The organism is Brevundimonas sp. UBA7534, assembly GCF_002479325.1.
In the GTDB taxonomy this organism is placed as follows: Bacteria; Pseudomonadota; Alphaproteobacteria; order Caulobacterales; family Caulobacteraceae; genus Brevundimonas.
Genome location: NZ_DLMO01000153.1, coordinates 1 through 22,182, shown reverse-complemented (window position 1 = coordinate 22,182; position 22,182 = coordinate 1). Strand labels below are relative to the sequence as shown.

General features: G+C 68.8%; 26 protein-coding genes and 1 pseudogene. 17 read left to right on the top strand and 10 right to left on the bottom strand.

Features of this window, described 5'->3' with window-relative positions; translation table 11 throughout:
- A partial coding sequence (locus B2U11_RS12630) for a metalloprotease (protein WP_349680728.1) occupies positions 1 to 449 on the bottom strand: 449 nt, incomplete at its 3' end.
- 55 nt (positions 450 to 504) lie between these two features.
- Positions 505 to 1,584 carry a quinolinate synthase NadA gene (gene nadA / locus B2U11_RS12625; RefSeq protein ID WP_292072164.1) on the bottom strand — a complete coding sequence of 360 codons (1,080 nt, stop codon included), beginning with the start codon at positions 1,582 to 1,584 and terminating at the stop codon, positions 505 to 507.
- A gap of 493 nt (positions 1,585 to 2,077) precedes the next feature.
- Between nadA and ilvA the strand changes: the two genes are divergently transcribed.
- Both ilvA and B2U11_RS12615 read left to right on the top strand, forming a co-directional pair.
- Entirely contained in the window at positions 2,078 to 3,592 is a 1,515-nt protein-coding gene (gene ilvA, locus B2U11_RS12620) for a threonine ammonia-lyase, biosynthetic (RefSeq protein WP_292072162.1), read from the top strand.
- 198 nt (positions 3,593 to 3,790) lie between these two features.
- Positions 3,791 to 4,132 (top strand): VOC family protein, encoded by a 342-nt coding sequence (locus tag B2U11_RS12615; RefSeq protein WP_292072161.1) that lies wholly within the window; start codon positions 3,791 to 3,793, stop codon positions 4,130 to 4,132.
- Positions 4,133 to 4,135: 3 nt separating this feature from the next.
- Here B2U11_RS12615 and B2U11_RS12610 read toward each other — a convergent pair whose 3' ends face one another.
- From B2U11_RS12610 to thiE, 3 genes are all read right to left on the bottom strand, one after another.
- A complete protein-coding gene (locus B2U11_RS12610; protein ID WP_292072159.1) occupies positions 4,136 to 4,918 on the bottom strand; it encodes a hypothetical protein in 783 nt (260 codons plus the stop codon).
- A 63-nt stretch (positions 4,919 to 4,981) separates the two neighbouring features.
- Positions 4,982 to 6,652, bottom strand: a complete 1,671-nt coding sequence (locus B2U11_RS12605) for a sensor histidine kinase (RefSeq protein ID WP_292072157.1) — start codon at positions 6,650 to 6,652, stop codon at positions 4,982 to 4,984.
- A 63-nt stretch (positions 6,653 to 6,715) separates the two neighbouring features.
- On the bottom strand, positions 6,716 to 7,369 hold the full coding sequence (gene thiE / locus B2U11_RS12600; protein ID WP_292072156.1) for a thiamine phosphate synthase: 654 nt from the start codon (positions 7,367 to 7,369) through the stop codon (positions 6,716 to 6,718).
- Positions 7,370 to 7,490: 121 nt separating this feature from the next.
- Here thiE and B2U11_RS12595 point away from each other — a divergent pair, with 121 nt between their 5' ends.
- From B2U11_RS12595 to B2U11_RS12570, 6 genes are all read left to right on the top strand, one after another.
- Positions 7,491 to 7,676 carry a (2Fe-2S)-binding protein gene (locus B2U11_RS12595; protein WP_292072154.1) on the top strand — a complete coding sequence of 62 codons (186 nt, stop codon included), beginning with the start codon at positions 7,491 to 7,493 and terminating at the stop codon, positions 7,674 to 7,676.
- 135 nt (positions 7,677 to 7,811) lie between these two features.
- Positions 7,812 to 8,312, top strand: coding sequence for a bacterioferritin (bfr, locus tag B2U11_RS12590; protein ID WP_292072152.1), 501 nt, complete (start codon positions 7,812 to 7,814; stop codon positions 8,310 to 8,312).
- Between the two features lie 59 nt (positions 8,313 to 8,371).
- Positions 8,372 to 8,932: a tryptophan-rich sensory protein gene (locus tag B2U11_RS12585; protein ID WP_292072151.1), complete on the top strand. Its 561-nt coding sequence runs from the start codon at positions 8,372 to 8,374 to the stop codon at positions 8,930 to 8,932.
- A gap of 101 nt (positions 8,933 to 9,033) precedes the next feature.
- Complete coding sequence (gene efp / locus B2U11_RS12580) at positions 9,034 to 9,600, top strand: elongation factor P (protein ID WP_249750926.1); 567 nt, start codon at positions 9,034 to 9,036, stop codon at positions 9,598 to 9,600.
- A gap of 103 nt (positions 9,601 to 9,703) precedes the next feature.
- Positions 9,704 to 10,510 carry an inositol monophosphatase family protein gene (locus B2U11_RS12575; RefSeq protein ID WP_292072149.1) on the top strand — a complete coding sequence of 269 codons (807 nt, stop codon included), beginning with the start codon at positions 9,704 to 9,706 and terminating at the stop codon, positions 10,508 to 10,510.
- Positions 10,511 to 10,550: 40 nt separating this feature from the next.
- Complete coding sequence (locus B2U11_RS12570) at positions 10,551 to 11,594, top strand: glycerophosphodiester phosphodiesterase (RefSeq protein ID WP_292072147.1); 1,044 nt, start codon at positions 10,551 to 10,553, stop codon at positions 11,592 to 11,594.
- Between the two features lie 208 nt (positions 11,595 to 11,802).
- On the opposite strand, the gene B2U11_RS12565 is transcribed toward B2U11_RS12570, so the two are convergent.
- A complete protein-coding gene (locus tag B2U11_RS12565) occupies positions 11,803 to 13,659 on the bottom strand; it encodes an ABC transporter transmembrane domain-containing protein (protein ID WP_242520150.1) in 1,857 nt (618 codons plus the stop codon).
- 135 nt (positions 13,660 to 13,794) lie between these two features.
- On the opposite strand from B2U11_RS12565, the gene rpmE reads away from it, so the two are divergent.
- Complete coding sequence (gene rpmE / locus B2U11_RS12560) at positions 13,795 to 14,019, top strand: 50S ribosomal protein L31 (RefSeq protein ID WP_201217105.1); 225 nt, start codon at positions 13,795 to 13,797, stop codon at positions 14,017 to 14,019.
- 159 nt (positions 14,020 to 14,178) lie between these two features.
- The gene (locus tag B2U11_RS12555; RefSeq protein ID WP_292072141.1) at positions 14,179 to 15,741 is read left to right on the top strand and encodes a L,D-transpeptidase family protein; all 1,563 of its coding nucleotides are present in this window, start codon (positions 14,179 to 14,181) and stop codon (positions 15,739 to 15,741) included.
- Positions 15,742 to 15,753: 12 nt separating this feature from the next.
- Here the strand turns inward: B2U11_RS12555 and B2U11_RS12550 are convergent, their stop codons facing one another.
- From B2U11_RS12550 to B2U11_RS12540, 3 genes are all read right to left on the bottom strand, one after another.
- The gene (locus B2U11_RS12550) at positions 15,754 to 16,290 is read right to left on the bottom strand and encodes a DUF1465 family protein (protein ID WP_414632962.1); all 537 of its coding nucleotides are present in this window, start codon (positions 16,288 to 16,290) and stop codon (positions 15,754 to 15,756) included.
- Between the two features lie 90 nt (positions 16,291 to 16,380).
- Positions 16,381 to 16,584: a DUF1192 domain-containing protein gene (locus tag B2U11_RS12545; RefSeq protein ID WP_292072138.1), complete on the bottom strand. Its 204-nt coding sequence runs from the start codon at positions 16,582 to 16,584 to the stop codon at positions 16,381 to 16,383.
- Between the two features lie 121 nt (positions 16,585 to 16,705).
- Positions 16,706 to 17,317 carry a beta/gamma crystallin-related protein gene (locus B2U11_RS12540; protein ID WP_292072137.1) on the bottom strand — a complete coding sequence of 204 codons (612 nt, stop codon included), beginning with the start codon at positions 17,315 to 17,317 and terminating at the stop codon, positions 16,706 to 16,708.
- 223 nt (positions 17,318 to 17,540) lie between these two features.
- Between B2U11_RS12540 and B2U11_RS12535 the strand changes: the two genes are divergently transcribed.
- On the top strand, positions 17,541 to 18,203 hold the full coding sequence (locus B2U11_RS12535; RefSeq protein WP_292072135.1) for a DUF1013 domain-containing protein: 663 nt from the start codon (positions 17,541 to 17,543) through the stop codon (positions 18,201 to 18,203).
- Positions 18,204 to 18,301: 98 nt separating this feature from the next.
- Here the strand turns inward: B2U11_RS12535 and B2U11_RS12530 are convergent, their stop codons facing one another.
- Complete coding sequence (locus B2U11_RS12530; protein ID WP_249750933.1) at positions 18,302 to 18,475, bottom strand: YdcH family protein; 174 nt, start codon at positions 18,473 to 18,475, stop codon at positions 18,302 to 18,304.
- Positions 18,476 to 18,591: 116 nt separating this feature from the next.
- On the opposite strand from B2U11_RS12530, the gene B2U11_RS12525 reads away from it, so the two are divergent.
- The 6 genes and pseudogenes from B2U11_RS12525 to B2U11_RS12500 form a co-directional block, all read left to right on the top strand.
- Positions 18,592 to 19,191, top strand: a complete 600-nt coding sequence (locus B2U11_RS12525) for a UbiX family flavin prenyltransferase (protein ID WP_292072133.1) — start codon at positions 18,592 to 18,594, stop codon at positions 19,189 to 19,191.
- The gene (locus B2U11_RS12520) at positions 19,188 to 19,655 is read left to right on the top strand and encodes a TIGR02444 family protein (RefSeq protein ID WP_292072131.1); all 468 of its coding nucleotides are present in this window, start codon (positions 19,188 to 19,190) and stop codon (positions 19,653 to 19,655) included. Before B2U11_RS12525 ends, B2U11_RS12520 begins: the two co-directional genes overlap by 4 nt.
- 35 nt (positions 19,656 to 19,690) lie before the next feature.
- Positions 19,691 to 19,915: a YdcH family protein gene (locus B2U11_RS12515; RefSeq protein ID WP_249750935.1), complete on the top strand. Its 225-nt coding sequence runs from the start codon at positions 19,691 to 19,693 to the stop codon at positions 19,913 to 19,915.
- Between the two features lie 174 nt (positions 19,916 to 20,089).
- On the top strand, positions 20,090 to 20,737 hold the full coding sequence (locus B2U11_RS12510) for a M23 family metallopeptidase (RefSeq protein WP_292072129.1): 648 nt from the start codon (positions 20,090 to 20,092) through the stop codon (positions 20,735 to 20,737).
- 80 nt (positions 20,738 to 20,817) lie between these two features.
- On the top strand, positions 20,818 to 21,777 hold the full coding sequence (locus tag B2U11_RS12505; protein WP_292072128.1) for an ABC transporter ATP-binding protein: 960 nt from the start codon (positions 20,818 to 20,820) through the stop codon (positions 21,775 to 21,777).
- Positions 21,774 to 22,182 (top strand): annotated as a pseudogene (locus B2U11_RS12500) (ABC transporter permease); the annotation flags it as partial. The gene B2U11_RS12505 and the pseudogene B2U11_RS12500, both read left to right, overlap by 4 nt.

Below are 22,182 nucleotides of genomic sequence, written 5' to 3'. Positions count from 1 at the left end.
CCGGTCGTCAGCCCGACGGCGACGAAGGGAATCATGGCCAAGAGGCCGAACGCCGGCCCCGCCAGCGACACCAGCACGCCGTCCCATTCGCTTTTGGGCTCGCGCCGGCCGCGGGCCAGGCCACCCAGGAAGGGGATGATGTAGATGCGCGCCGGTCCCATGCCCACACGGTTCATCACCAGCGCGTGGCCGGCCTCGTGCACGAACAGGCCGAACAGGATGGCGCCGGCCACGATCACGCTGCCGGTGATCCACCACAGGAAGCCCGCCATCAGCAGGGTGGAGGCCGCCGCCCAGACCAGACTCTGGTCTTTCTCGAACGGCGCCTGGCTGCGGTCCGAGGTCCGGTCGGCGGGGGTCGGCGCCGCGGCGGGCGCCGCCTCGGGCTTGGCGTCCCAGGGGCCTGGGGCGCGCCCCGGCTTGGGAACGGTGTTTTCGGTATCGCTCATGGCGGTTCAGATGGGCGTCGCGCACGGTCCCGGCGACGGGACCGAACGCCGCGCCTCAGATCAGCTCCACATCGACGTGGTGGCGCGCCTTGACCAGGTCATAGCGCGCTGGCTTCACCGGCGGCGGCAGGTCGATCATCCGCTGCACCGCCAGTCGCCCGCGCTCCAGCATCTCCTCCGGGACCGTCACCTCGAACTGCATGTGCAACAGGCAGTCGCGGATGTTCTCCAGGGTGATGCGCTTCATGTGCGGGCACAGGTTGCACGGTCCGACGAACTCGACGCCCGGCACGTCGCCCTTGATGTTGGACGCCATCGAACATTCGGTGATCAGCACCACCCGTTTGGGCCGGCGCTGTTCGACATAGTCGGTCATCGCCGCCGTCGATCCGGCGAAGTCCGAGGCCGCCAGGATTTCCTCAGGGCATTCGGGGTGGGCCAGGACCTCGGCGTCGGGCCAGGCGTCGCGCATGTCGGCGATGTCCTGGACGGTGAAGCGCTTGTGCACCTCGCAATGACCCTTCCAGGCGATAATCCCGACCGTCGTCTGGGCCGCCACATTGCGCGCCAGATATTCGTCGGGGATCAGGATGACGCGGTCGACGCCCCATTCCCTGGCCGCCCATTCCACCACCTGAACGGCGTTGGCGCTGGTGCAGCAGATGTCAGTCTCGGCCTTCACATCGGCCGTGGTGTTCACATAGGTCACGACCGGCAGGCCCGGATAGCGCTGCTTGATCAGCCGCACGTCGGCCCCCGTGATCGACGACGCCAGCGAGCATCCCGCCCGCAGGTCGGGGATCAGCACGGTCTTTTCCGGGCTCAGGATCTTGGACGTCTCGGCCATGAAGTGCACGCCCGCCTGGACGATCACCTTGGCGTCCGACCGCGCGGCCTCCTTGGCCAGGCCCAGGCTGTCACCGACGTAGTCGCCGACCCCGTGGAAGATTTCCGGCGTCATGTAGTTGTGGGCCAGGATCACCGCGTCGCGCTCGCGCTTCAGCCGGTTGATCTCGCTGATCAGCCGCGCCTGCTCGGGCCACTCCAGCGGCGTGACGTGGTTCTTCACCTTGTCCCAGACGCCGGCGGTCTCCCGCTCCAATTCCTTCGTCAGACCAAAGGCGCCATCGGCCATGATCGTCTCCCAAGACCCTTATGCTCAAAGTTAGCATAAGCAGGACCAATGTAGGCCGATCGCACGGCCGCGCAAGCCCAAACCCCTCGCCCCATTCGTCGATACGCGGCGTCGCCTCGCCCCTCTGAACGCCGGGACACGGCCAGCCCTCCCAATTTATTGGAATAATTCCCACCTTAACAACGAGATGACGCCCGAGAATCGGCATCGACCTTTCGCTGTCCGAAACCGTGCGATGCTGGTCACGCCATCCGGTCCTGAAGAGCCAAGGGATTTCGCACTATAGGCACTATTCAGACTCTGTTCCGCGTCTGAAATCCCGGACGTCGCCGAGCGGATTTTGCACTATTGGCACTATTCAGACTGTGTTTTTCGGCGCGGGGCGCCGAAGCGTTCACCCGGCCATCCGCCGCAACAACCTTCCCCGACAGACCGACATCGCCTAGACGAACAGCGCGTTCATTCCGACACACGGCCCCACGACGACATTTTCATGCAGGACACCCTTCGCCGCATCCTCACCGCCCGCGTCTATGACGTGGCTGAGGAGACGCCCCTCGACCCGCTGAAGCGCCTTTCCGGCCGACTGTCCCGTCCGGTGCTGCTGAAGCGCGAGGATCTGCAGCCCGTCTTCTCGTTCAAGATAAGGGGGGCCTACAATCGCATCGCCCAGTTGGCTGACGCCGAACTGGCCCGGGGCGTCATCTGCGCCTCGGCGGGCAATCACGCGCAAGGGGTGGCGCTGGCGGCGGCCCGGCGCGGCGCGGCGGCGACCATCGTCATGCCCACCACCACGCCGGGCATCAAGGTGGCGGCGGTGCGCGCCCTGGGCGGCCAGGTCGTGCTGCACGGCGACGGCTTCGACGACGCCTACGCCCACGCCCGCTCGCTGGAGGCCGAAACCGGCGCGACCTTCATCCACCCGTTCGACGATCCCGACGTCATCGCCGGCCAGGGCACCATCGGGCTGGAGATCGCCCGTCAGCACGCCGATCCGATCGAAGCGGTCTTCCTGCCCATCGGCGGCGGCGGCCTGGCGGCGGGCGTGGCGGCCATCCTTCGCTTCCTGCGCCCGGAGACGAAGATCATTGGCGTGGAGCCGGTCGACGCCCCCACCATGAAGACCGCCATCGCCGCGGGCGAGGTGGTCAGCCTGAACGAGGTCGGCCTGTTCGCCGATGGCGTGGCCGTGCGCCGTGCGGGCGACCTGACCTTCCAGCTGTGCCGCGACCTGCTGGACGACATCGTCCTGGTCGACACCGACGCCATCTGCGCGGCCGTCAAGGACATCTTCGACGACACCCGCGCCATCGCCGAACCGGCCGGGGCCTTGGCCCTTGCGGGCCTCAAGGCCTGGGCGGCCGATCATCCCGGCGCGGGCGCCCTGGTGGCGATCAACTCGGGCGCCAACGTCAACTTCGACCGGCTGCGCCACGTGGCCGAGCGGGCCGAACTGGGCGAAGGCGCCGAGGCCCTGCTGGCCGTCACCATGAAGGACGACCGCGACGACTATCGCCGCTTCCTGGACAGCCTGGACGGCCGGTCGGTCACCGAGTTCAACTATCGCTGGTCCGGCGACGGGGTGGCGCAGATCTTCGTCGGCGTGGCCCTGCGCGGCGGACAGGATGAACGGCTGGAGCTGGTCCAGGCGCTGCGCGCCGCCGGCTACGACGTCGAGGACATGAGCGACAACGAGACCGCCAAGCTCCACGTCCGCTACATGGTCGGCGGCCGCACCGTCGGCCTGCCGCACGAGCGCATCCTGCGCTTCCAGTTCCCGGAACGGCCGGGCGCCTTCCTGCGCTTCCTCAACAGCCTGCAGCCGGAATGGGCCCTGACCCTGTTCCACTACCGCAACCACGGCGACGACGTCGGCCGTGTCTTGGCCGGCATCAGCGCCCCGCCCCAGGACCAGGCGCGGTTCGACGCCGCCCTGGCGGTCCTGGGCTACCCTTACGTGGAGGAGACCGACAATCCGGCCTGCCGGCTGTTCCTGGACGGCGCCTGAGCCCGGTCGTTGGCGGGCCGCTGGGTCGCTGGGAGCGCCGCACGCCCCCGCCCCGTTCGCATCAGGGCCAGAAGCTCCGTCGATCCGGTCATCACGATCATGCCGACTCCTGCTATTGCGAACCGTTAGCAGGTTTGCGCGGATCGGCCCGTCGTGCAAGCGTGGGATCGTCGGTGGCGATCGACAGGAGCATCAACCGTGCGTGAAGACGGAAAACTCGACTACCTCGAACTGCCCGCGGCCGACATCGGCGCGACCAAGGCCTTCTACGCCGACGCCTTCGGCTGGACCTTCCAGGACTACGGCCCGACCTACGCCGCCTTCGACCAGGGGCTGGACGGCGGCTTCGACGCCGACCCGGCCGAGCGAACGCGCACGCCCCTTCCGGTCCTCTACGCCCACGACCTGGAAGCCATGCTGGGCAAGGTCCAGGCGGCGGGCGGGACAGTGGTGAAGCCGATCTACGCCTTCCCCGGCGGCCGACGGTTCCACTTCACCGACCCGGCGGGAACCGAACTGGCGGTGTGGTCCGAGACGTAGGGCTCAGCGCGGCTCGACCGACTGGGCGATCTGTTCGGCCAGCAGACTGTCCTCCCCGTCCAGGTAGGACAGCCAGACGTGGGTCTCGCGTGACTCCAGGTCCTTGGCGAACAGGTGCTCCACCGCCCGGCGGCGGCCGTCCTGCTCGATCACCACCGAGGCGCGCCCGCCGGCGTCGATCAGTTGCCCGTCATAGATCGGGAATTGCGACGCGGGGCCCTGGTAGATCATCACGAAGCTGCGCCCGTCGCGCTTCACCGCATAGACCTTGGCCTGCGGGCCCGCGTCCGAAGGCTCGATCGTGAAGCCTGCCGGCAGGTCGATCCTGAACGGCAGGGCCGCTGCCGCATCGGCCGGGTTGGCCGCCGCCGGCGCGGGCCTCGTCACAGGCGCTTCCGCCGTGGCGGCCGGCGCCGGGGCCGCGACGGGGGCCGGTGCGGCCGCGGGTTCCGGCGTCGGCTCGGGGGCCGACTCCCGGGTCTGGGTGCCCGTCGGGGCGGCCGTGATGGCGGCGGGGGGGGCGCCGTTCAGGTCCCGCGTCAGCGACGCCCCGGGGCGTTCGGGGGCCGCGACCGAAGCCGGCGTGGCGGCCCGCGGGGGCGTCGATCGGGGGGCCGTTGCGGGTGCTTCGACTTGAGGCGCCGGCTCCGCCGGCCGGACCGGCGCGGGCGTCATCGTCGCACTCGGCGGCGCGCTGTTCAGGTCGCGGGTCAGGTCGGTCGCGGAGCGCGCCGGCGGCGCGGCCTGGCCGGAAAGGAGAAGGGCGGCGAGAGCGAGCACTGTCATGCGACGACCATCACCCGCGACTGCGGCGACGGCAAGGCCAGGCGCGCGCCGGGCCGGACCGCTTCACGCCTTGGGCAGCAGGATCCAGAAGGTCGCGCCTTCGCCCGGCGCCGAGATCACGCCGATTGAACCGCCCTGCAGCTCCACGAGCCGCTTGGCCAGGGCCAGGCCGACGCCATGTCCCTCGATCGTCGACCGCTCCAGCCCCAGGCGATTGAAAGGCTCAAAGAGTTGCGCCTGTTTCTGTGCGGTCAGGCCGGGCCCGAAGTCCGTGACCTCGATCTTGATCCATTCATCCAGCCGCGAAGCCCGCATCCGCACGCGCTCGCCCGCCGCCCCGTACTTCAGGGCGTTGGTCACCAGGTTCCCCACGACCTGCACCACCCGCTGGGAATCGGCCAGCGCGATCAGCCCGTCGCCTTCGCAAAGCAGATCGATCGCGACGTTACCCGCCTCTGGCCGCAGGATGGCCGAGCGGCGCACGTCCTCCAGCAGACCGGGTACGTCCGTCGGCCTCAGCTCCACCTTGACCGCGCCCGCCTCGGCCCGCGCCACGTCGAGCAGGTCGTGGGCCAGCGCCTCCACCTGGCGGGCGGTCTTGACCAGCATGTCGGCCATCTCCGCCTGCTGGGGTGTGACCGGGCCCAACTGACCCTTGCCCCACAGTTCGCCGATGCCGATGACGCCGGCGACCGGGCTCTTGATCTCATGGGCGACGTTGGCCAGCAGACGCGACTTTGCCTCGGACGCCTTCTCGGCGCGGATCTGGCCCAGCTTGGCGCGGTCCGCCAGGCGGTCGCGCTCTTCCAACAGGGCGGCGACGATCATCACGGGCACGAAGGCGATGAGCACCAGCATCTGCGCGCGCAGCACCTGCTCGCTGGGCGCAAGCCCTTCCGAATACGGACCGTAACCTTCCATGGCCCCGCCGATGGCCAGGACGGCCACCACCAGCAGGCTGAAGCTCATGCCCGCCACGCCCAGACGAACGGCGATGACGAACAGCATCGGCGCCAAGAAGACGCCGATCGGCACATGGGCCATGAAGGCCAGAACGTAGATCAGGAACAGCCCGCCCAGCAGGACCAGCGCCTCCAGCGCGCGCGCCGGCCGGGCGAAGCCCCGAAGGGTCGAGCGCGTCAACGACAGCCCCAGGCAACCGATCAGCGCGATTCCCAGGGCATGACCGAACCACCAGGTTTGGGCCGCCTCCACCAAGTCTCCGGCGCCGAACAGGCTCAGCGCGCCGGCGGACAGCACCGCCGCCGGCAGAGGCGCCAGCGCCGCGCACCCCAGGAAGCGGACGATCCCCGTCAGGCTGGAGACGTTCAACGTGGGCGCGAACCGCCTCGCCAGCACCACGACAGTGACGATCTCCATCATGTTGGCGGCGGTGAACAGCATCGACAGGGCCGGAGGATTTCCGGCCACGATCTCGCCGATCAGAATGCTGCCCGCCAGGATGGCGCCAAGGGCCAGATCGTGCTGCCGCCCCCGGCTGGTCCTCAGCCAGACGGCGACCGCGACGCCGCCCGCCGCCCACAGCCCGACGATCAGGCCGGACGTCCTTGCATAGCCGACCGCTAGGGCGACCAGGACCGCCACCGCCATTCCGGTCGCCACCGGCACCATCGGGTGCGCGAACAGGTCGATCCGGCCAGCCTCAAGGGCCACGGCCGGGGCGCCCGGGGGGCGGACCTTGGACTTGACGTCGAGCGCGGGGCTCATGGTCATGCGGAACTCGCTGAACTGAACTGTTCCGCAGAGTGACCGATCTTCCCTAAGATTCCCCTGAGATCAGGTTTTCAACGCAAGATTGAACGCCTTGACGGCGGCGGCTTCGCCTTCGTCGTAACTCCAGACGCCCGCGCTGACCGCCACGAAGTCCGCGCCGGCCCTGGCCACAGCGCCGGCTGTTTCGACCGTTACGCCCCCAATGGCGACGCAGGGAACCTCGACCGTCTCCTGCCACTCGGTCAACAGGTCGAGCGAGGGCCGGTGCGTGGTCGCCTTGGTGTCTGTGGGAAAGAAGGCGCCGAAGGCAACATAGTCAGCCCCCGCCTCGGCCGCATCCCAGGCCAGGTCGCGGTCGTCATGACACGTCACGCCGATCATCGCGTCCGGCCCCATGATGCGGCGTGCTTCGGCCAGGGTGGCGTCCTCCTGCCCGATATGCACCCCGTCGCATCCCGTCTCTCGCGCCAGGTCTGGCCGGTCGTTCAGAATGACGGCGACGCCATGCCGTCGCGCGATGGGCGCCAGCACGGCCACGGCGCGGCGGATCGTGTCGTCGTCGGCGGGCTTCAACCGGATTTGCAGCGCCGCGACGTCGCCCGCGGCCAGCGCCGTCTCCAGACGATCGGCGAACGCCGGCAGATCGGCGATCACGGGCGGGGTGATCAGGTACAGCCGGCACGGCGGCCGGTCGGGTGTGCGGGTTTGGCGGGCCATGCCCTCGCCCTGCGCCGCCCCGCGCGCTGCGTCAACGGCGCAGGTGTGCGAACGACTTGCAATCGCCCTTATGATCGTTATAGAGAACCATTATCAGTCTCATCGAACGCGTGATCCCCTCGTGTACGTCTGCAACTGCAACGGTCTTCGCCAGCGTGATGTCGCCCAGGCCATCGAGGCGGGCGCCTGCCGACCCCGCGACATCTTCGCCAGTCATCAATGCCAGGCCCAGTGCGCCAAGTGCGTGTGCGAGATGCGCCAGATGATCCAGGACAGCCACGAAGCCTTCGCCCTGGCTGCGGAATAGTCTTACAGCGTCCGAAAATCACTCGCACTATCAATGCAGTGATAAAAACTCGCAAATAAACAACGCGGGTTTTACTGTGATATCCACGGCTCGAATGACGGCGCGCTTGGCCCGTCGCGACGAAGGACGATACCCATGAAGGGCGATCCCGCGATCATCCGCACCCTGAACGCGGTGCTTACCAACGAACTGACGGCGGTGAACCAGTATTTCCTGCACGCCCGGATGTTCGAAAGCTGGGGCCTGGCGCACCTGGGCGACGTGATCTACCGGGAATCGATCGGCGAGATGAAGCACGCCGACATGTTGATCAAGCGCATCCTATTCTTGGACGGCCTGCCCAACCTTCAGGATCTGCACAAGTTGAAGGTCGGCGAGGAGCCGATCGAATGCCTGAGCGCCGACCTGCAGCTGGAGATCGACAGCCGCGCCGCGACGGCGGCCGCCGTGACCCAATGCGAAGAGGCTCGCGACTACGTCAGCCGCGATATGCTGATGAAGATCCTGGCCGACACCGAGGAGCACATCGACTTCCTCGAGAACCAGCACAAGCTGATCGAACTGATGGGCGCCCAGAACTACCTGCAATCGGCGATGAAGGAGATCGTCACCGAGGGCGCCGCCACCGGCGGCTGACGGAACCCGGGTCTGTCCCGGTCATTAGCCCTTTTCGTAGGGGCAGCTGGGAGCCGACCATGACCGATATCGACGACGCCATCGACGACGTGAAGGACGCCGCCACGGACTTCCTGAACAGCGAGGGCCGCAGCGTGGGCCATGTCGCGATGGGCGTGGCCCTGACGGTCGGCTTCGCCCTGCTGGCGTCGGGCATCGCCTCGGGCGCGCTTCGACCCAAGCGGACCCTGAAGCACGTCAGGAACCGCGACCTGCCGGTGACGGAAAAGCCGCGCGGGGCGTTCAGCCTGATCCTTCCGGCGGTGTTCTCGGCGACCACCCTGTCGGCGGTGCGTGTCTGGAACGCCCCGCCGCGGCGCGAGCGCACCGTGGCGATGGCCTTGTGGGCCGCCGCCCAGACCGTCAACGCCGTCTGGCTGGGCCTGCGGCCGTCTTCGATGTGGAAACAGGTGGCGGCGGCGATGTCGGCCGCCGGCCTGGCCGCCGCCTTCGCCCACGAGGCGCGCAAGCTGGACGAAGGCGCGGGCAAGATGGCCTCGCCCACCGGTTCAGGCGTGCGGCTTGGCAACTTCCTGCACCGTAAGGCCGACGAGGCCGCGCGCGAACGCACCCTGCACTGAACGCGCGTCAGCTTGCCCTTTGCCAGGGCTTCCTCTAGGGATCGCGCCCTGTTCGCCCCGCCGCCTCGGCCGCGCGGCCCGCTCTTTCCCAATGTGAATCCATGAAGATCAACGGCAACACCATCAAGCCCGGCATGGTCCTGCAGCACAACGGCGGCCTGTGGGTCGTGACCAAGGCCAGCCACGTCAAGCCCGGCAAGGGCGGCGCCTTCGCCAACGTCGAGGCCAAGAACCTCGAAACCGGCAACAAGCTGAACGAACGCTTCCGCTCGGAAGACAAGGTCGAGCGCGTGACCCTGGAGCAGAAGGACTTTTCCTACCTGTTCGACAACGGCGACAGCCTGGTATTCATGGACGACGCCACCTACGAGCAGATCGAGCTGCAAAAGGACTGGGTCGGCGACGAACGCATTCCCTATCTGCAGGAAGGCATGAAGGTCGTCATCGAGATGCACGAAGAGCGTCCGATCGGCCTGGAGCTTCCCGAGCAGGTCGTGCTGGAAGTCGCCGAGACCGAGCCCACGGTAAAGGGCCAGACCGCCTCGTCCTCCTACAAGCCCGCCCTCGCCTCCAACGGCGTGCGCATCATGATCCCGCCGTACATGTCGGCCGGCGAGAAGATCGTCGTCGACACCACCACCGGCGAATACGTCCGCCGCGCCGATTGAGGTGATTGGTGAAGCGTGAGTCGTGATTAGTCATCGCGACGTGCGCTAACCCCATCGCGAAACCCCCTCACCAATCACGATTCACGAGTCACCCTGAACGCCCATGGCCCTCGCCTCCGCCCTGCTTCAAGTCATGACCGATGCGGTTCGCAAGACCGCGCGCCCGATGATGCGCGACTTCGGCGAGGTGTCGCAGTTGCAGGTGTCGCGCAAGGGGCCCGGCGACTTCGTCACCGCCGCCGACCTGAAGGCCGAGGAGACGCTGTTCGAACTGCTGACCAAGGCCCGCCCCGGCTATGGCTTCCTCGGCGAGGAGCGCGGCCTGGTCGAGGGCACCGACAAGTCGCACACCTGGATCGTCGATCCCATCGACGGCACCACCAACTTCATGCACGCCATGCCCCACTTCGCCATCACCGTGGGGCTTGAGCGGCGCGCGCCGGACGGCTCGTCCGAGATCGTCGCCGGCGTCACCTACAACCCCGTGATGAACGAGCTGTTCTGGGCTGAAAAGGGCAAGGGCTGCTATCTGAACGATCAGCGCATCCGCGTCTCGGGCCGCAAGGACCTGGCCGACAGCCTGGTCGCCACCGGCCTGCCCTTCATCGGCAAGACGGGTCACGCCCAGGCCATCAAGGACATCCACGCCGTGGGCCAGCGCGTGGCCGGCATTCGCCGCCTGGGTTCGGCCGCCCTGGACTTCGCCTGGGTCGCGGCGGGCCGGTACGACGCCTTTTACGAACGCAATCTGAAGCCCTGGGACGTGGCGGCGGGCATCCTGTTCGTCACCGAGGCGGGCGGCACGGTCACGACCATCGAACAGGATGGCGACCCCAAGACCGGCGCCGCCATCCTGGCCACCAACGCCGAACTGCACCCGGCTCTGCGCAAGGTGCTGCAGGCGTCGTAACCGTCATCGCCCCGTCGCCGGCGGGCCCTATGCAGCGGGCATGATCCGCGCCATCGTCGCCGCCCTCGTCCTGCTCGCCGGAACGCCCGCCGTGGCTCAGTCGCCCCTCATCATCGCCCATCGCGGCGCCTCGGGCGAGCGGCCCGAGCACACGCGGGCGGCCTATGTGCTGGCCGTCGAGCAGGGCACGGACGTTATCGAGCCCGACCTGGTCCTGACCAGGGACGGCGTCTTCGTGGACCGGCACGAGAACGAGATCGGCGGCACGACCGACGTGGCGGATCGGCCTGAGTTCGCGGACCGGAAGACCATCAGGATCATCGACGGGGTCGAAACCCCCGGATGGTTCACCGAGGACTTCACCCTGGCGGAACTGAAGACCCTGCGCGCCCGCGAGCGCCTGCCCTCCCTCCGCCCCGCCAGCGCCGCCTTCGACGGGCAGGAGCCGATCCTGACGTTTGAAGAGGTCGTGGCCATCGCCCGCGAGGCTTCGGCGCGGACCGGGCGGACCATCGCCGTGGCCCCCGAACTGAAGCACCCCGCCTATTTCGCCGCGATCGGCCTGCCGATGGAGGATCGCTTCGTCGCCGAACTGGAGCGGCTGGGCCTGACCGGCGCCGACGCCCCGATCATCGTCCAGTGTTTCGAGGTCGGCCCGCTGGAGCGGCTGTCGCGCCGGATCGACGCCCCGCTGGCGCAGCTGGTCTCGCCCTCGGGCGGACCGGCCGACCGACCCGGCCTGACCTACGCCGAGATGCTGACGCCCCCGGGCCTGGGCGCCGTCGCCGGCTACGCCGACTGGCTGGCGCCGGAAACGACCCTGGTGCTGCCGCGCGACGCGGAGGGCCGCTCGACCGCCCCTTCCACCCTGGTCGCCGACGCCCATGCGGCGGGATTGAAGGTGGTGGTCTGGACCGTGCGTGCCGAGAACGCCTTCCTGCCGACAGAGCGTCGTCGGGGCCAGGACTTCGCCGAGCCGGGCGACATGGGCGGCCTGGTCCGAGACCTGGCCGACGCCGGCGTCGACGCCCTGTTCACCGACTTTCCCGGCTTGGCCCGCAAAGCGCTGGACCAGGCGAAATAGGCGCGCCGGCCGCACCCAGCCATCCTAGTTTCGCGGAAAAACCGACGCCTTTTCCACGCTCTGCACTTTCCAGGCCGCCACCGACGCACCTGGGTTCCAAAGCGGTGCAGACTGGTCGCCATGACCCGTCACGCCCAGCGGCCGCCGCGAAATTGCACCTTATTGCACCTTGCACCCTTTTCGGAGGTGCAGTGCAATTCCGCCTCGCTCAGCCCTCGCGGAACTGCAGTTCCGCCAATCGGGCGTAGAGGCCGCCGCGCGCGACCAGTTCGGCGTGCGTCCCCTCCTCCACCACGCGGCCGTCGTCCATGACGACGATGCGGTCGGCGCGCAGAACCGTGGCCAGGCGGTGGGCGATGACCAGGGTGGTGCGCTCCTGCATCGCCTGGTCCAGCGCCGCCTGCACCAGGCGTTCGCTCTCGGCGTCCAGGGCGCTGGTGGCCTCGTCCAGCAGCAGGATCGGCGCGTCGCGGACCAGGGCGCGGGCGATGGCCAGGCGCTGGCGCTGGCCGCCCGACAGGCTTTTTCCCCGTTCGCCCAGCGGCGTGTCGAACCCTTCCGGCAGGGCGTCCAGGAATTGCAGCGCCTGGGCCTTGTCGGCGACCGCGCGCGCCTCTTCGACCGTGGCGTCCTCTCGGCCGAAGCGGATGTTCTCCAAGGCCGAGCCCGAGAACAGCGGCGTCTCCTGGGACACCCAGGCGAAGCGATCGCGAACCTGAACCGGGTCGGCGTCGCGCACGTCCACGCCGTCCACCGACACCAGGCCCGACTGCGGATCGTAGAAGCGCAGCAGCAGGCGGAAAACCGTCGACTTGCCCGCGCCGGACGGGCCGACCAGCGCCACCGTCTCGCCCGGCCGCACCGTCAGGCTGAACCCCTTGAGCGCCGGCAGGTCGGGACGGCCCGGATAGGCGAACTGCACCGCCGACATGGACACCTCGCCGTGCGGGGGTTGCGGCAGGGCGCGCGGATGGGCGGGCGCGGCGATGCCCGGCGTGGCCCGCATCAGCTCCTCGATCCGCTCCATGGCGCCGGCGGCCTTCTGCACGTCGCCCCAGCTTTCGCCCAGCGCGCCCACGGCCCCGGCCGTGAACACCGACAGCAGTACGAACTGCAGCAGGGCGCCGGGCGACATGACCCCCGACACCACGTCCTGCGCGCCCAGCCACAGCACCAGGGTCACGCCGCCGAACATCACGACGATGATCATGGCCGTCATCAGGGCGCGCGCCTTCATCCGCTTCAGCGAGGCGTCGAAGGCGTCCTCGACCGCCGCGCCAAAGCGGGCGATGGCGCTTTCGCCGCGCCCGAAGGCCTGGACCGTCTCGATGGCGTCCACGCTCTCTCCGGCGAAGCCCACGGCCCCGGCGAACCGGTCCTGGGAGGCGACTGTCAGTTTCCGGACCTTGCGTCCGAACAGGAAGATCGGTCCAAGCAGGAAGGGCACGATCAGCAGCACCAGTCCCATCAGCTTGGGGCTGACGACGAACAGCAGGGCCAGGCCGCCGATCAGCGTCAGCATGTTCCTGAGCGCGAACGAGATGGAGGTCGTCATCAGCGTGTCGACCAGGGCGATGTCCGTGGTCAGGCGCGACAGCACCTCGCCCGTCCGCATCCGGGCGTAGAAGGACGGGTCCAGCGTCAGGATGCGCCCGAACAGCCCCTTGCGAAGGTCGGCGATGGTCCGTTCGCCGGTGCGGGTGACGAAATAATAGCGCGCCGCCGAGGACACGCCGAGGAACAGGGCGTTGGCCCCCAGCAGCAGGAACCAGAAGTTCAGGCGTCGGCCGCCGTCCTCGAAACCGTGGTCGATGGCCCCGCGGGCCAGGGCCGTCAGCGAAAGGGACGAAGCAGCCGCGGCCACCAGCCAGAACAGCGCCGCCAGCGCATGGCCCTTGTGCCGCATCGCAAAGGGGATCAACCGGGCCAGCGGGCGGATGTCGCGGCGGCGCGCGCGCTTGTCTCCGGCCTCGGCCATCTGCTCGGCCAGCACCGCGCCGGCGCCAGGACGCCCCTGGGCTTCGGCCCGGGCGGAATAGTCGGTGGCGTCGTATCGGTCGGTCATTGCGCCCGCCTCTTGCCCCGGAACGCCCCCCGGTGTAAACGCCGCCGCTCATTCCCGCCGGAGTTCTGGCGGGTTTCTCATTTCATGCGCAGCGACGGTCGGCATCGTCATCGCGCCAGAGACCGGACGACGACCATGAAGGCGGATACGCACCCCGACTACCACTTCATCACCGTGGTGATGACCGACGGCACTTCCTACAAGACCCGTTCGACCTACGGGAAGGAAGGCGACACGCTGAACCTGGACATCGATCCGACCACCCACCCGGCCTGGACCGGCGGCAACGCCCACCTGATGGACCGCGGCGGCCGCGTTTCGCGCTTCAACAACAAGTTCGCCGGCTTCATCAAGAAGTAAGCGCGACCCGGCTGCGACACGTTGCAGCAATCAGGTCTCGAAAAGCGCCGGTCACGCGACCGGCGCTTTTTGTTTGGCCGGAACGCCGATAACATGGCGGCGTTCGGGTTCCAGGGGCTCCGGCGCTGCTGGCCGGAACGAGAAAGAAGCGGAAGAGTCATGAACAGACGGCAATTGGGCCTCGGCGTCGCATCGGCGACACTGGCCCTCGGCTCGGCGGCGCGCGCGCAGCAGGTCTATATGCAGCGCTCGCCCGAGGCGACCGCCTTCTACAACAGCTTCACCGACCAGATCGGCCGCCTGCCCCAGAACCAGCAGCCGGACGTGCGCGCCTTCTATGAACTGAACGGCTGGCGCCCGGTGTGGACGCGGGAGCGGCTGCGCGACCTGAACGCTGTCGCCGCCCGCGCCGAACGGCACGGGCTGTCCGGCGCGGACCAGTTCGACTTCGTCGGCCTGGCGGCCGACCCGGCCACCTCCGACCTGCGCACCACCGCCGCGGCCCTGGCCTACGCCCGCATCCTGGCCGAGGGCAAGGTGCGCCCCGAGACGGTCGAGGACCTGTGGGAAATGCAGAAGAACCGCGTGGACCTGCCGCGCGGCCTGAACGACGCCCTGTCGCGCGGCGCGTTGCTGGACTGGTACGAAGGCCTGGCCCCCACCGACATCGGCTACACCAATCTGTCGGCGGGCTATGTCCGCTACAGCCGCCTGGCCAACCAGGGCGGCTGGCCCGCCTTCGCCGCCGGCGCGACCATCGAGCCCGGCGCCAGCGACCGCCGCGTACCCGCCCTGATCGACCGTCTGACGGCCGAGGGCGACCTGTCGGCCGCTGACGGCGCGCGCCTCAAGGCCCAGGGGCTGGTCTATGATTCCGAGGTGGAGGCCGCCGTCCGCAGCTTCCAGACCCGTCACGGCCTGGGCGCAGACGGCCGCGTCGGCCCGGCCACCCAGCGTTCCCTGGGCGCCTCGGCCCAGGACCGCGCCCGCCAGATCGCCCTGAACCTGGAACGCCGCCGCTGGCTGAAACGCGACGTCGCGCCCGAGCGGATCGAGGTCAACACCGCCGCGGCCATCATGGTCTATTGGAAGGACGCCAAGCCGGTCCATTCCAACCGCGTCGTCGTCGGCTCGCACGACAACCAGACGCCCAGCCTGGAAAAGCCCTTCGCTTCGGTCGTGGCCAACCCGCCCTGGTATGTGCCGGCGGGCATCGCCCGGCGCGAGATCCTGCCCAAGGGCCCCGGCTATCTGGCCGCCAACGACATGTATGTGTCGAACGGCACGGTCATCCAGCGCGCCGGGCCGAAGTCGGCGCTGGGCTATGTGAAGTTCGAGCTGCGCGACAGCTACGCCATCTTCCTGCACGACACGCCGTCCAAGGCGGCGTTCAACCTGTCCATGCGCCAGCGCAGCCACGGCTGCGTGCGCGTTCAGGGCGCCGTGGAGTTCGCCCGCCTGCTGCTGTCGCCGGACCCGGCCAAGCTGGAACAGTTCGACGTTGCGCAGGACACGCGCGAGACCACCCGCGTGACCACCGGCCGCGAGATCAGCGTGCGTCTGCTGTACTGGACCGCCTTCGTCGACGGTCAGGGGCGCGTGGCCTTCCGCGAGGACGTCTATGAGCGCGACGCCAAACTGGCCCAGGCGCTGGGCATCGCCGTCAGTCTGCCGCGCGTGGTCGACGACGGCCGCAAGGACGAGAACGACGTCGGGCCGTAGGCCCGGCCTCGATCAGCCCCGGAAGGCCGCTTCCAGCATTCCCAGCTGGCTCAACACCGGATTGGGCGGCGTCTCCTCGGCGTCGCCCAGGTACATCCGGCGATCCAGGTGCAGGGCCCGGTCGAACAGCTTTTCGGACCGCACCAGATATTCGACCAGGGCGATCGGCAGTTCGGCGTGGCTGGGCTCGGCCTCGATCTTGCGCGCGTTCAGGCGATAGCGCGGCTCGCACGCGGCTTCGGGCGTCATGTCGCCTTCGCGCACGGCCCGCTGGACCAGCAGCCAGGACGCGATCTGCATCAGCCGCGTGGTCAGCTTCATGCTTTCCGCCGCATAGGCCAGGGCGGCCGAGCGGGACAGGATGCGGGACTCGCGCCGCCCCTCTCCGTCCAGATAGGCGGCCGTCTCCTCGACCAGCTCCATGCCTTCGCGGAAGGTCCGGTCGAACAGTTCGGAACGCGCGAAGTCGCGCACCGTGCGGGCGCGGTCCGGTCCGGCCGGAAGTTCGGAAAAGGAAGGATCGCCCACGGTCAACTCAGACATCTTCATCGGGAAAACGCACGCCTGTCCTGCAATCGGCCGGGAGCCGGAACTCCGAGCACGGACTGCAACGGTCATGCCACGATTGTCGCACCGGCGTCAGGGCCTGAAGGTGAAAAGCGCGTCCGCCGCGCTCTTCTTGGCACGCTTGGCGTCCATCGCCGCGCGCGACCGGGCGATCTCGGCCTCCAGTTCGGCGACCCGTTCAGTCAGATCCTCCACCGAATAGGCGTCCAGGTCCTCGCGTCGCAAGGCGCTCAACGCCTCGTCGCGCCGCGGGCGCGGCTCCAGATCCTCGAACATGGCCTTCTCCTCGCGTCGCTGGCCGGATTCCGAGTCCTATCACAAAGCCGGACCGGGACGAATGGGCCATGACGAACGGGCGCAAGCGGGCGACGCGCCTGTCGACGCGCCGCCGTCTGGCTTACCAGCGCCGCGCGGGACGCAGCGATGAGATGCGGTCGTTGAAGCCGCTGGAGCCCAGATTGCGCTCGTCGCCGCTGATAATTCGGCAGGAGCCGCGGAAGTAGGCGTCGGTGCAGACCTCCCAGCGCCCGCGCAGGCGGATCGAGCTGATCCTGTCGTTCATGCCCGAGCGTTCCAGATTGGCCACCTCGCTGTTGAAGCTCATCGAGCGACCACGGAAGTTGGAGTCCTCATAGACGGTGATCGAGTTGCGCCCGCCGCCCCAGCCGTCGCCCGGCCGGTCCGGACGGTCCGGACGGCCAGGGCGGCCCGGCGTGCCGGGATAGCCTGGACGGCTGTCCTCATAGCTCCCGCGCACGTTGCCGCAGACCAGCAGACCATTGCTGTTGGCGATCTCGGCGCTGGAGCAGCGCGCCAGCTCGATCGAGGTGCCGCGCGGCTGGCCGCGCTGGTCACGACAATCGGCGTAGAGGCGGCCCTGGTTCACATAGGCGCCGGTGCAGCTCCGGGCGTAGCTGCCACGCGGAGCGACCCGTTGCTGAACGTCTGTCGGCCCGTGTCCGGGGGCCATCATCGCAGCGGCCATGGCCGCGCCAAGCAGAATCGACATGGGTTGGTTCCTCTCTCTCCCGAATGCCAAAGACTTCAGGACCGCCAAGGTTGCGCAGCGCACATGAACCTTTGCTGTACGCCCGTGTCGGGCGACGTTTTCTTTTCTTCCGAATAGGCCTATATCGGCGTCATCAGCGCCCGGTCGAAAGGCCGGGCGCCGTCGTATCCAACGCCCGCCGCATCGCGCCGCGCGGGCCCTTGAAGAACCGGGACCCAAGTCCATGAGCGACATCCTGATGCCCAAGGCCACCGCGGTCTGGCTGGTCGACAACACCTCCCTCAGCTTCGAGCAGATCGCCGACTTCTGCGGCCTGCACCCGCTGGAAGTGCGCGGCATCGCCGACGGCGACGTGGCCCGCGACATCCGTGGCGTCGATCCGGTCACAGGCGGCCAGCTGACGCGCGAGGAGTTGGACAAGGCCCAGGCCGATTCCAACTACCGCATGAAGGCCGTCGTCAGCCGCCACGCCGAGCTGCTGAAGTCCGCCAAGCCGGCGCCGAAATACACGCCCGTCTCGCGCCGCCAGGATCGCCCGGACGCCATCGCCTGGTTCGTGCGCAATCACCCCGAGGTGACGGACGCCCAGATCGCCAAGCTTCTGGGCACCACCAAGTCCACCATCGAGAGCGTGCGCAACCGCACCCACTGGAACACCGCCAACATCAAGCCGGTCGATCCGGTGACCCTGGGCCTGGTCGGCCAGCTGGCGCTGGACGAAATCGTCAGGAAGGCCGCCGAGAAGAAGGCCAAGGACGACGCCAAGAACGGCGGCGGCACCATCCTGCCGGTGGCCGAGGAGATCGAGCCCGAATTCACCCCGGAAGAGCCCGAGGTCCGCGGCGCCGAACCGACCGCCGACTCCGTCTTCGGTCCGCGCGACTGATCGCAGTCCCGCTCCTCGGATTGCCGAAGAGAAGCAAACAAAACGGCCCCGGAGAGCGATCTCCGGGGCCGTCGTCGTTTTCGGGAGGTCGGGAACCGCTAGTGGGTTCGCGCCTCCAGGCTGGTGATCTCTTCCTTCAGCCGAAGCTTCCTCTGCTTCAACTCCCTGACCTGCAGCGTGTCCACGGACGGCCGGGTCATCTCCTTCTGGATGGTCTCATCCAGGGTGCGATGACGATTACCCAGTTCGCGAATACGAGCCTCGATGGTCATGGCTTGCGCCTCCGTTGGTTAGGGACCACTAGAGTGAGCGCCCGGTTCGACGGGCTGTGGAATCACATTCCAGTGACGACCCGCCGCGCCGGACACCAGGGAGGCTGACCCCTAAAATGGTCGATGATGTGAACGGAGCCGTACGAAATTCGCCGCCTCGGATGGTTGTCGGAATTTCAGGGGCTTCCGGCGCGATCTACGGCGCGCGCGTGTTGGACGCGCTGAAAGACCTGGGCGTCGAGAGCCATTTGGTCGTGACCAAGGCCGCCCTGCTCACATTGTCGCAGGAGACGGATCTGACCGCCGACGACCTGTCGGCGAAGGCTGCGGTGACGCATCGACTGGCCGATGTCGGCGCCAGCATCGCCTCCGGCTCCTTTCGCACCCTGGGCATGATCGTCGCGCCCTGCTCGGTGCGGACGATGAGCGAGATCGCCACCGGCGTGACGTCCTCGCTGCTGACCCGCGCCGCCGATGTGACGCTGAAGGAACGCCGCCCGCTGGTGCTGATGGTGCGCGAGACGCCGCTGCACCTGGGCCATCTGCGGACGATGACCGCCCTGGCCGAAATGGGCGCGGTTATCGCCCCGCCGCTTCCCGCCTTCTACGCCCGACCCGCGTCGATCCCGGAGATGGTCGATCAGTCCGTCGGCCGAGCCCTGGACCTGTTCGGCCTGGACTGGAGCGCCGTGCGCCGCTGGGACGGCCTGAAGTGAGCAACCTTTGGGACTGGTCCGTGGCCGCTTACGGCGCGCCCGGCGTCGCCGAGGCCTGTCTGACGCTGCAGGACCACCACGAGCAGAATGTCCCGCTGCTGCTGTGGTCGGCCTGGGTCGCCGCGACGGGCCGACGCCCGGACGAGGAGACGATCGAGGCCGCCTGCGACACCGCCCGCGCCTGGGACGGCGTGGTGGTGGCCCCGCTGCGCGCGGTGCGCCGCACCCTGAAGGCGCCGGTCCCCGACATCGACGACGGTCCGCGCCAGTCGGTGCGCGAGCGCATCAAGGCCCTGGAACTGGAGGCCGAGCGGCATCTGCTGGAAGCGCTGGAGGCGCTGGCCCCCGCGCCGGCTGGCGCGCCGCGTCCGACGATCGACGGCCTGACCGCCACGACGCGTCTGTGGTCGCGGGTTACGCCGCGCTCGGCCCTGATCCGCCTGGCCGAGGCCCTTCCGGCTTGAATCGCCCTGACGTATAAGCCCGCCGGGGATTCGACATGAACGATGACGTTCCGGAAATCAGCGAGGAAGAGGCGGCGCTTCACGCCCGCGTCAAATTGCTGCGCCAAGAACACGCCGAACTGGACGCCTCCATCGAGGCCCTGTCCGCCGCCGCCGTGCCGGACCAGCTGATGATCGCCCGGATGAAGCGCAAGAAGCTGTCGATCAAGGACGAGATCGTGAAGATCGAAGACCGCATCCTGCCCGACATCATCGCCTGACGGACCTTGCGCCGGCGGGTTCCCTTGGTGCGACCATGCGCCGCCTCTCCCGTCCCAAAGTCGCCCCATGCGGCTGTCATAAGCGCGCCTCGTCACCGGGATGGCCGCGCGATCCGCGCCGCCCCGTCCCTGTCCCCGCGCCCTTCCCGCGCCTGTTGTCGGAGACGCCGCCGAATGCGACGCCTGTTCTCGTCCGCCCCCCTGGAAAAGGCGGGTACGCGGGCGAAATCCCTGTTGATCCACTCCGGCCAGACGGCCGCCTTCGCCGCCGTGGCCGTTCTGGCCGCCGCGGCCGCCCCCAACGTCGCCACCCAGCCGCCCTCGCCCGTGACGGACGCCAAGGCCGCCCCCGTCGCGCCGCCCGTCAAGGCCGAGGTCGAGGACGCCGGTCCGGTGATGCGCCAGATCGCCTTCGCCGCCCCGGTCCGCGGCTATGCGGTGAACTCCAAGTTCGGGCTTCGAAAACTGGCCATCGAGGCCAAGGCCCGGGCGCACAAGGGCGTGGACATCGCCGCTCCGAAGGGCACGGGCGTCTTCACCGCCGCCGAGGGGCGCGTGGTCCGCACAGGCTATGAAGCCGGCGGCTACGGCAACTTCATCGAGGTGCGCCACCCCAACGGCATGAGCACCCTCTACGCCCACCTTAGCCGCATCGACGTGACGCGCGGCGCGGCGATCACGACCGGCCAACGCATCGGCCTGGTCGGCTCCACCGGCTATTCCACCGGCCCGCACCTGCATTTCGAGGTCCGCCGCAACGACGCCCAGGTCAACCCCGCCAAGGTCGTGGGCCGCAGCTTCTCGGTAGCCGCAAAGGCCTGAGCGCCCTAACGGGTCGGTCGTTTGCCGCTGGCCTTCTGCGTCGTCCTTGCTAGGCTCGCCGCAAAGGGACGGGAGGCGACATGGCGGCGGCGTTGACGCTGGAGGGCGTGGGAAAGCGGTACGGCACGTTCGAGGCCGTGCGTGATCTCAGCTTCCAGGTGGAGAAGGGCTCGATCTGCGGCTTCCTGGGTCCGAACGGCGCCGGCAAGACCTCGACCCTTCGGATGATCCTGGGCCTGCAGCCGGCGACGTCCGGCCGCATCGACATCCTGGGCGCGGCCGACGGGCGCGAGGTGCGCGACCGCATCGGCTTCCTGCCCGAGGAGCGCGGTCTGTATCGCAAGATGACGCCGGTGGAGGCCATCGCCTTCTTCGGTTCGCTGAAGGGCCTGCCCGCCCATGAGGGCCGCAAGCGCGCGGTCGCCCTGCTGGAGCAGCAGGGGCTGGGCGCCTCGCAGAAAAAGAAGATGAAGGAGCTGTCCAAGGGCATGGCCCAGAAGGTTCAGCTTCTGGCCTCGGTCGTGCATCGCCCCGAGTTCGTGATCCTGGACGAGCCCTTTTCGGGCCTGGACCCGGTCAACCAGCAGGGCCTCGAAGCCATGATCCGCGACCTGGCCGCGCAAGGGGCCACGGTCCTGTTCTCCACCCATGTGATGCAGCATGCCGAACGGCTGTGCGACAAGGTGGTGCTGCTGGCGCGCGGGCGAAAGGCGTTCGAGGGCTCGGTCGAGGCCGCCAAGGCCACTGCGCCCCGCTTTCTGGAGCTGGACGGCGCCCTGTCGGCCCAGGCGGTCGCCGCCCTGCCCGGCGTGGCGGGGGTCGAACTGGTGGAAGAAGCCGGCGAGACCCGGCGGTTGAAGGCGGCGCTGGCGTCGGGCGCGGGCGGCCAGGACACGCTGAAGGCCGCCTTCCTGACGGGCCTGGACGTGCGCGGCTTCGCCTTGAAGGAGCCGACGCTGCACGACGCCTTCATCGGCCTGACCGGCGATCATCCCGATCAGCCCCAGTCCTCTTCCAACACCGCGGAGGCGGCCCGATGAACCGCACGCTCCTGATCGCGCGCCGCGAATATGTGGCCTACGCCAAGACTGTGGGCTTCTGGCTGTCGCTGCTCGCCTTTCCGATGTTCGCCGTGCTGGGCGGCGCCATTCCCGTTCTGATCCGCTCGTCCGAGCCCGTGCGCGCCGTGGCGCTGATCGAGGAAGGCCCGGCCGCGTCCGGTCTTGCCGGCGCCGTCCGCGACGCGCTGCAGGCCGAGATCGACCAGGCCCGGACCCGCGTGGACGATGCGACCGGACAGGCTCAGGCCGGAGCTGGGGCCGGCGCGGGACGGGCCGTGGCCACCGCCCTGGCCGCGCCCAAGATGCGTCTTGTCGCGCCGCCCCCGGCCATCGCCGACGCCCCGCCGGGTACGGCGCGCGACGCGGCCATCCGCGCGGCGCTGG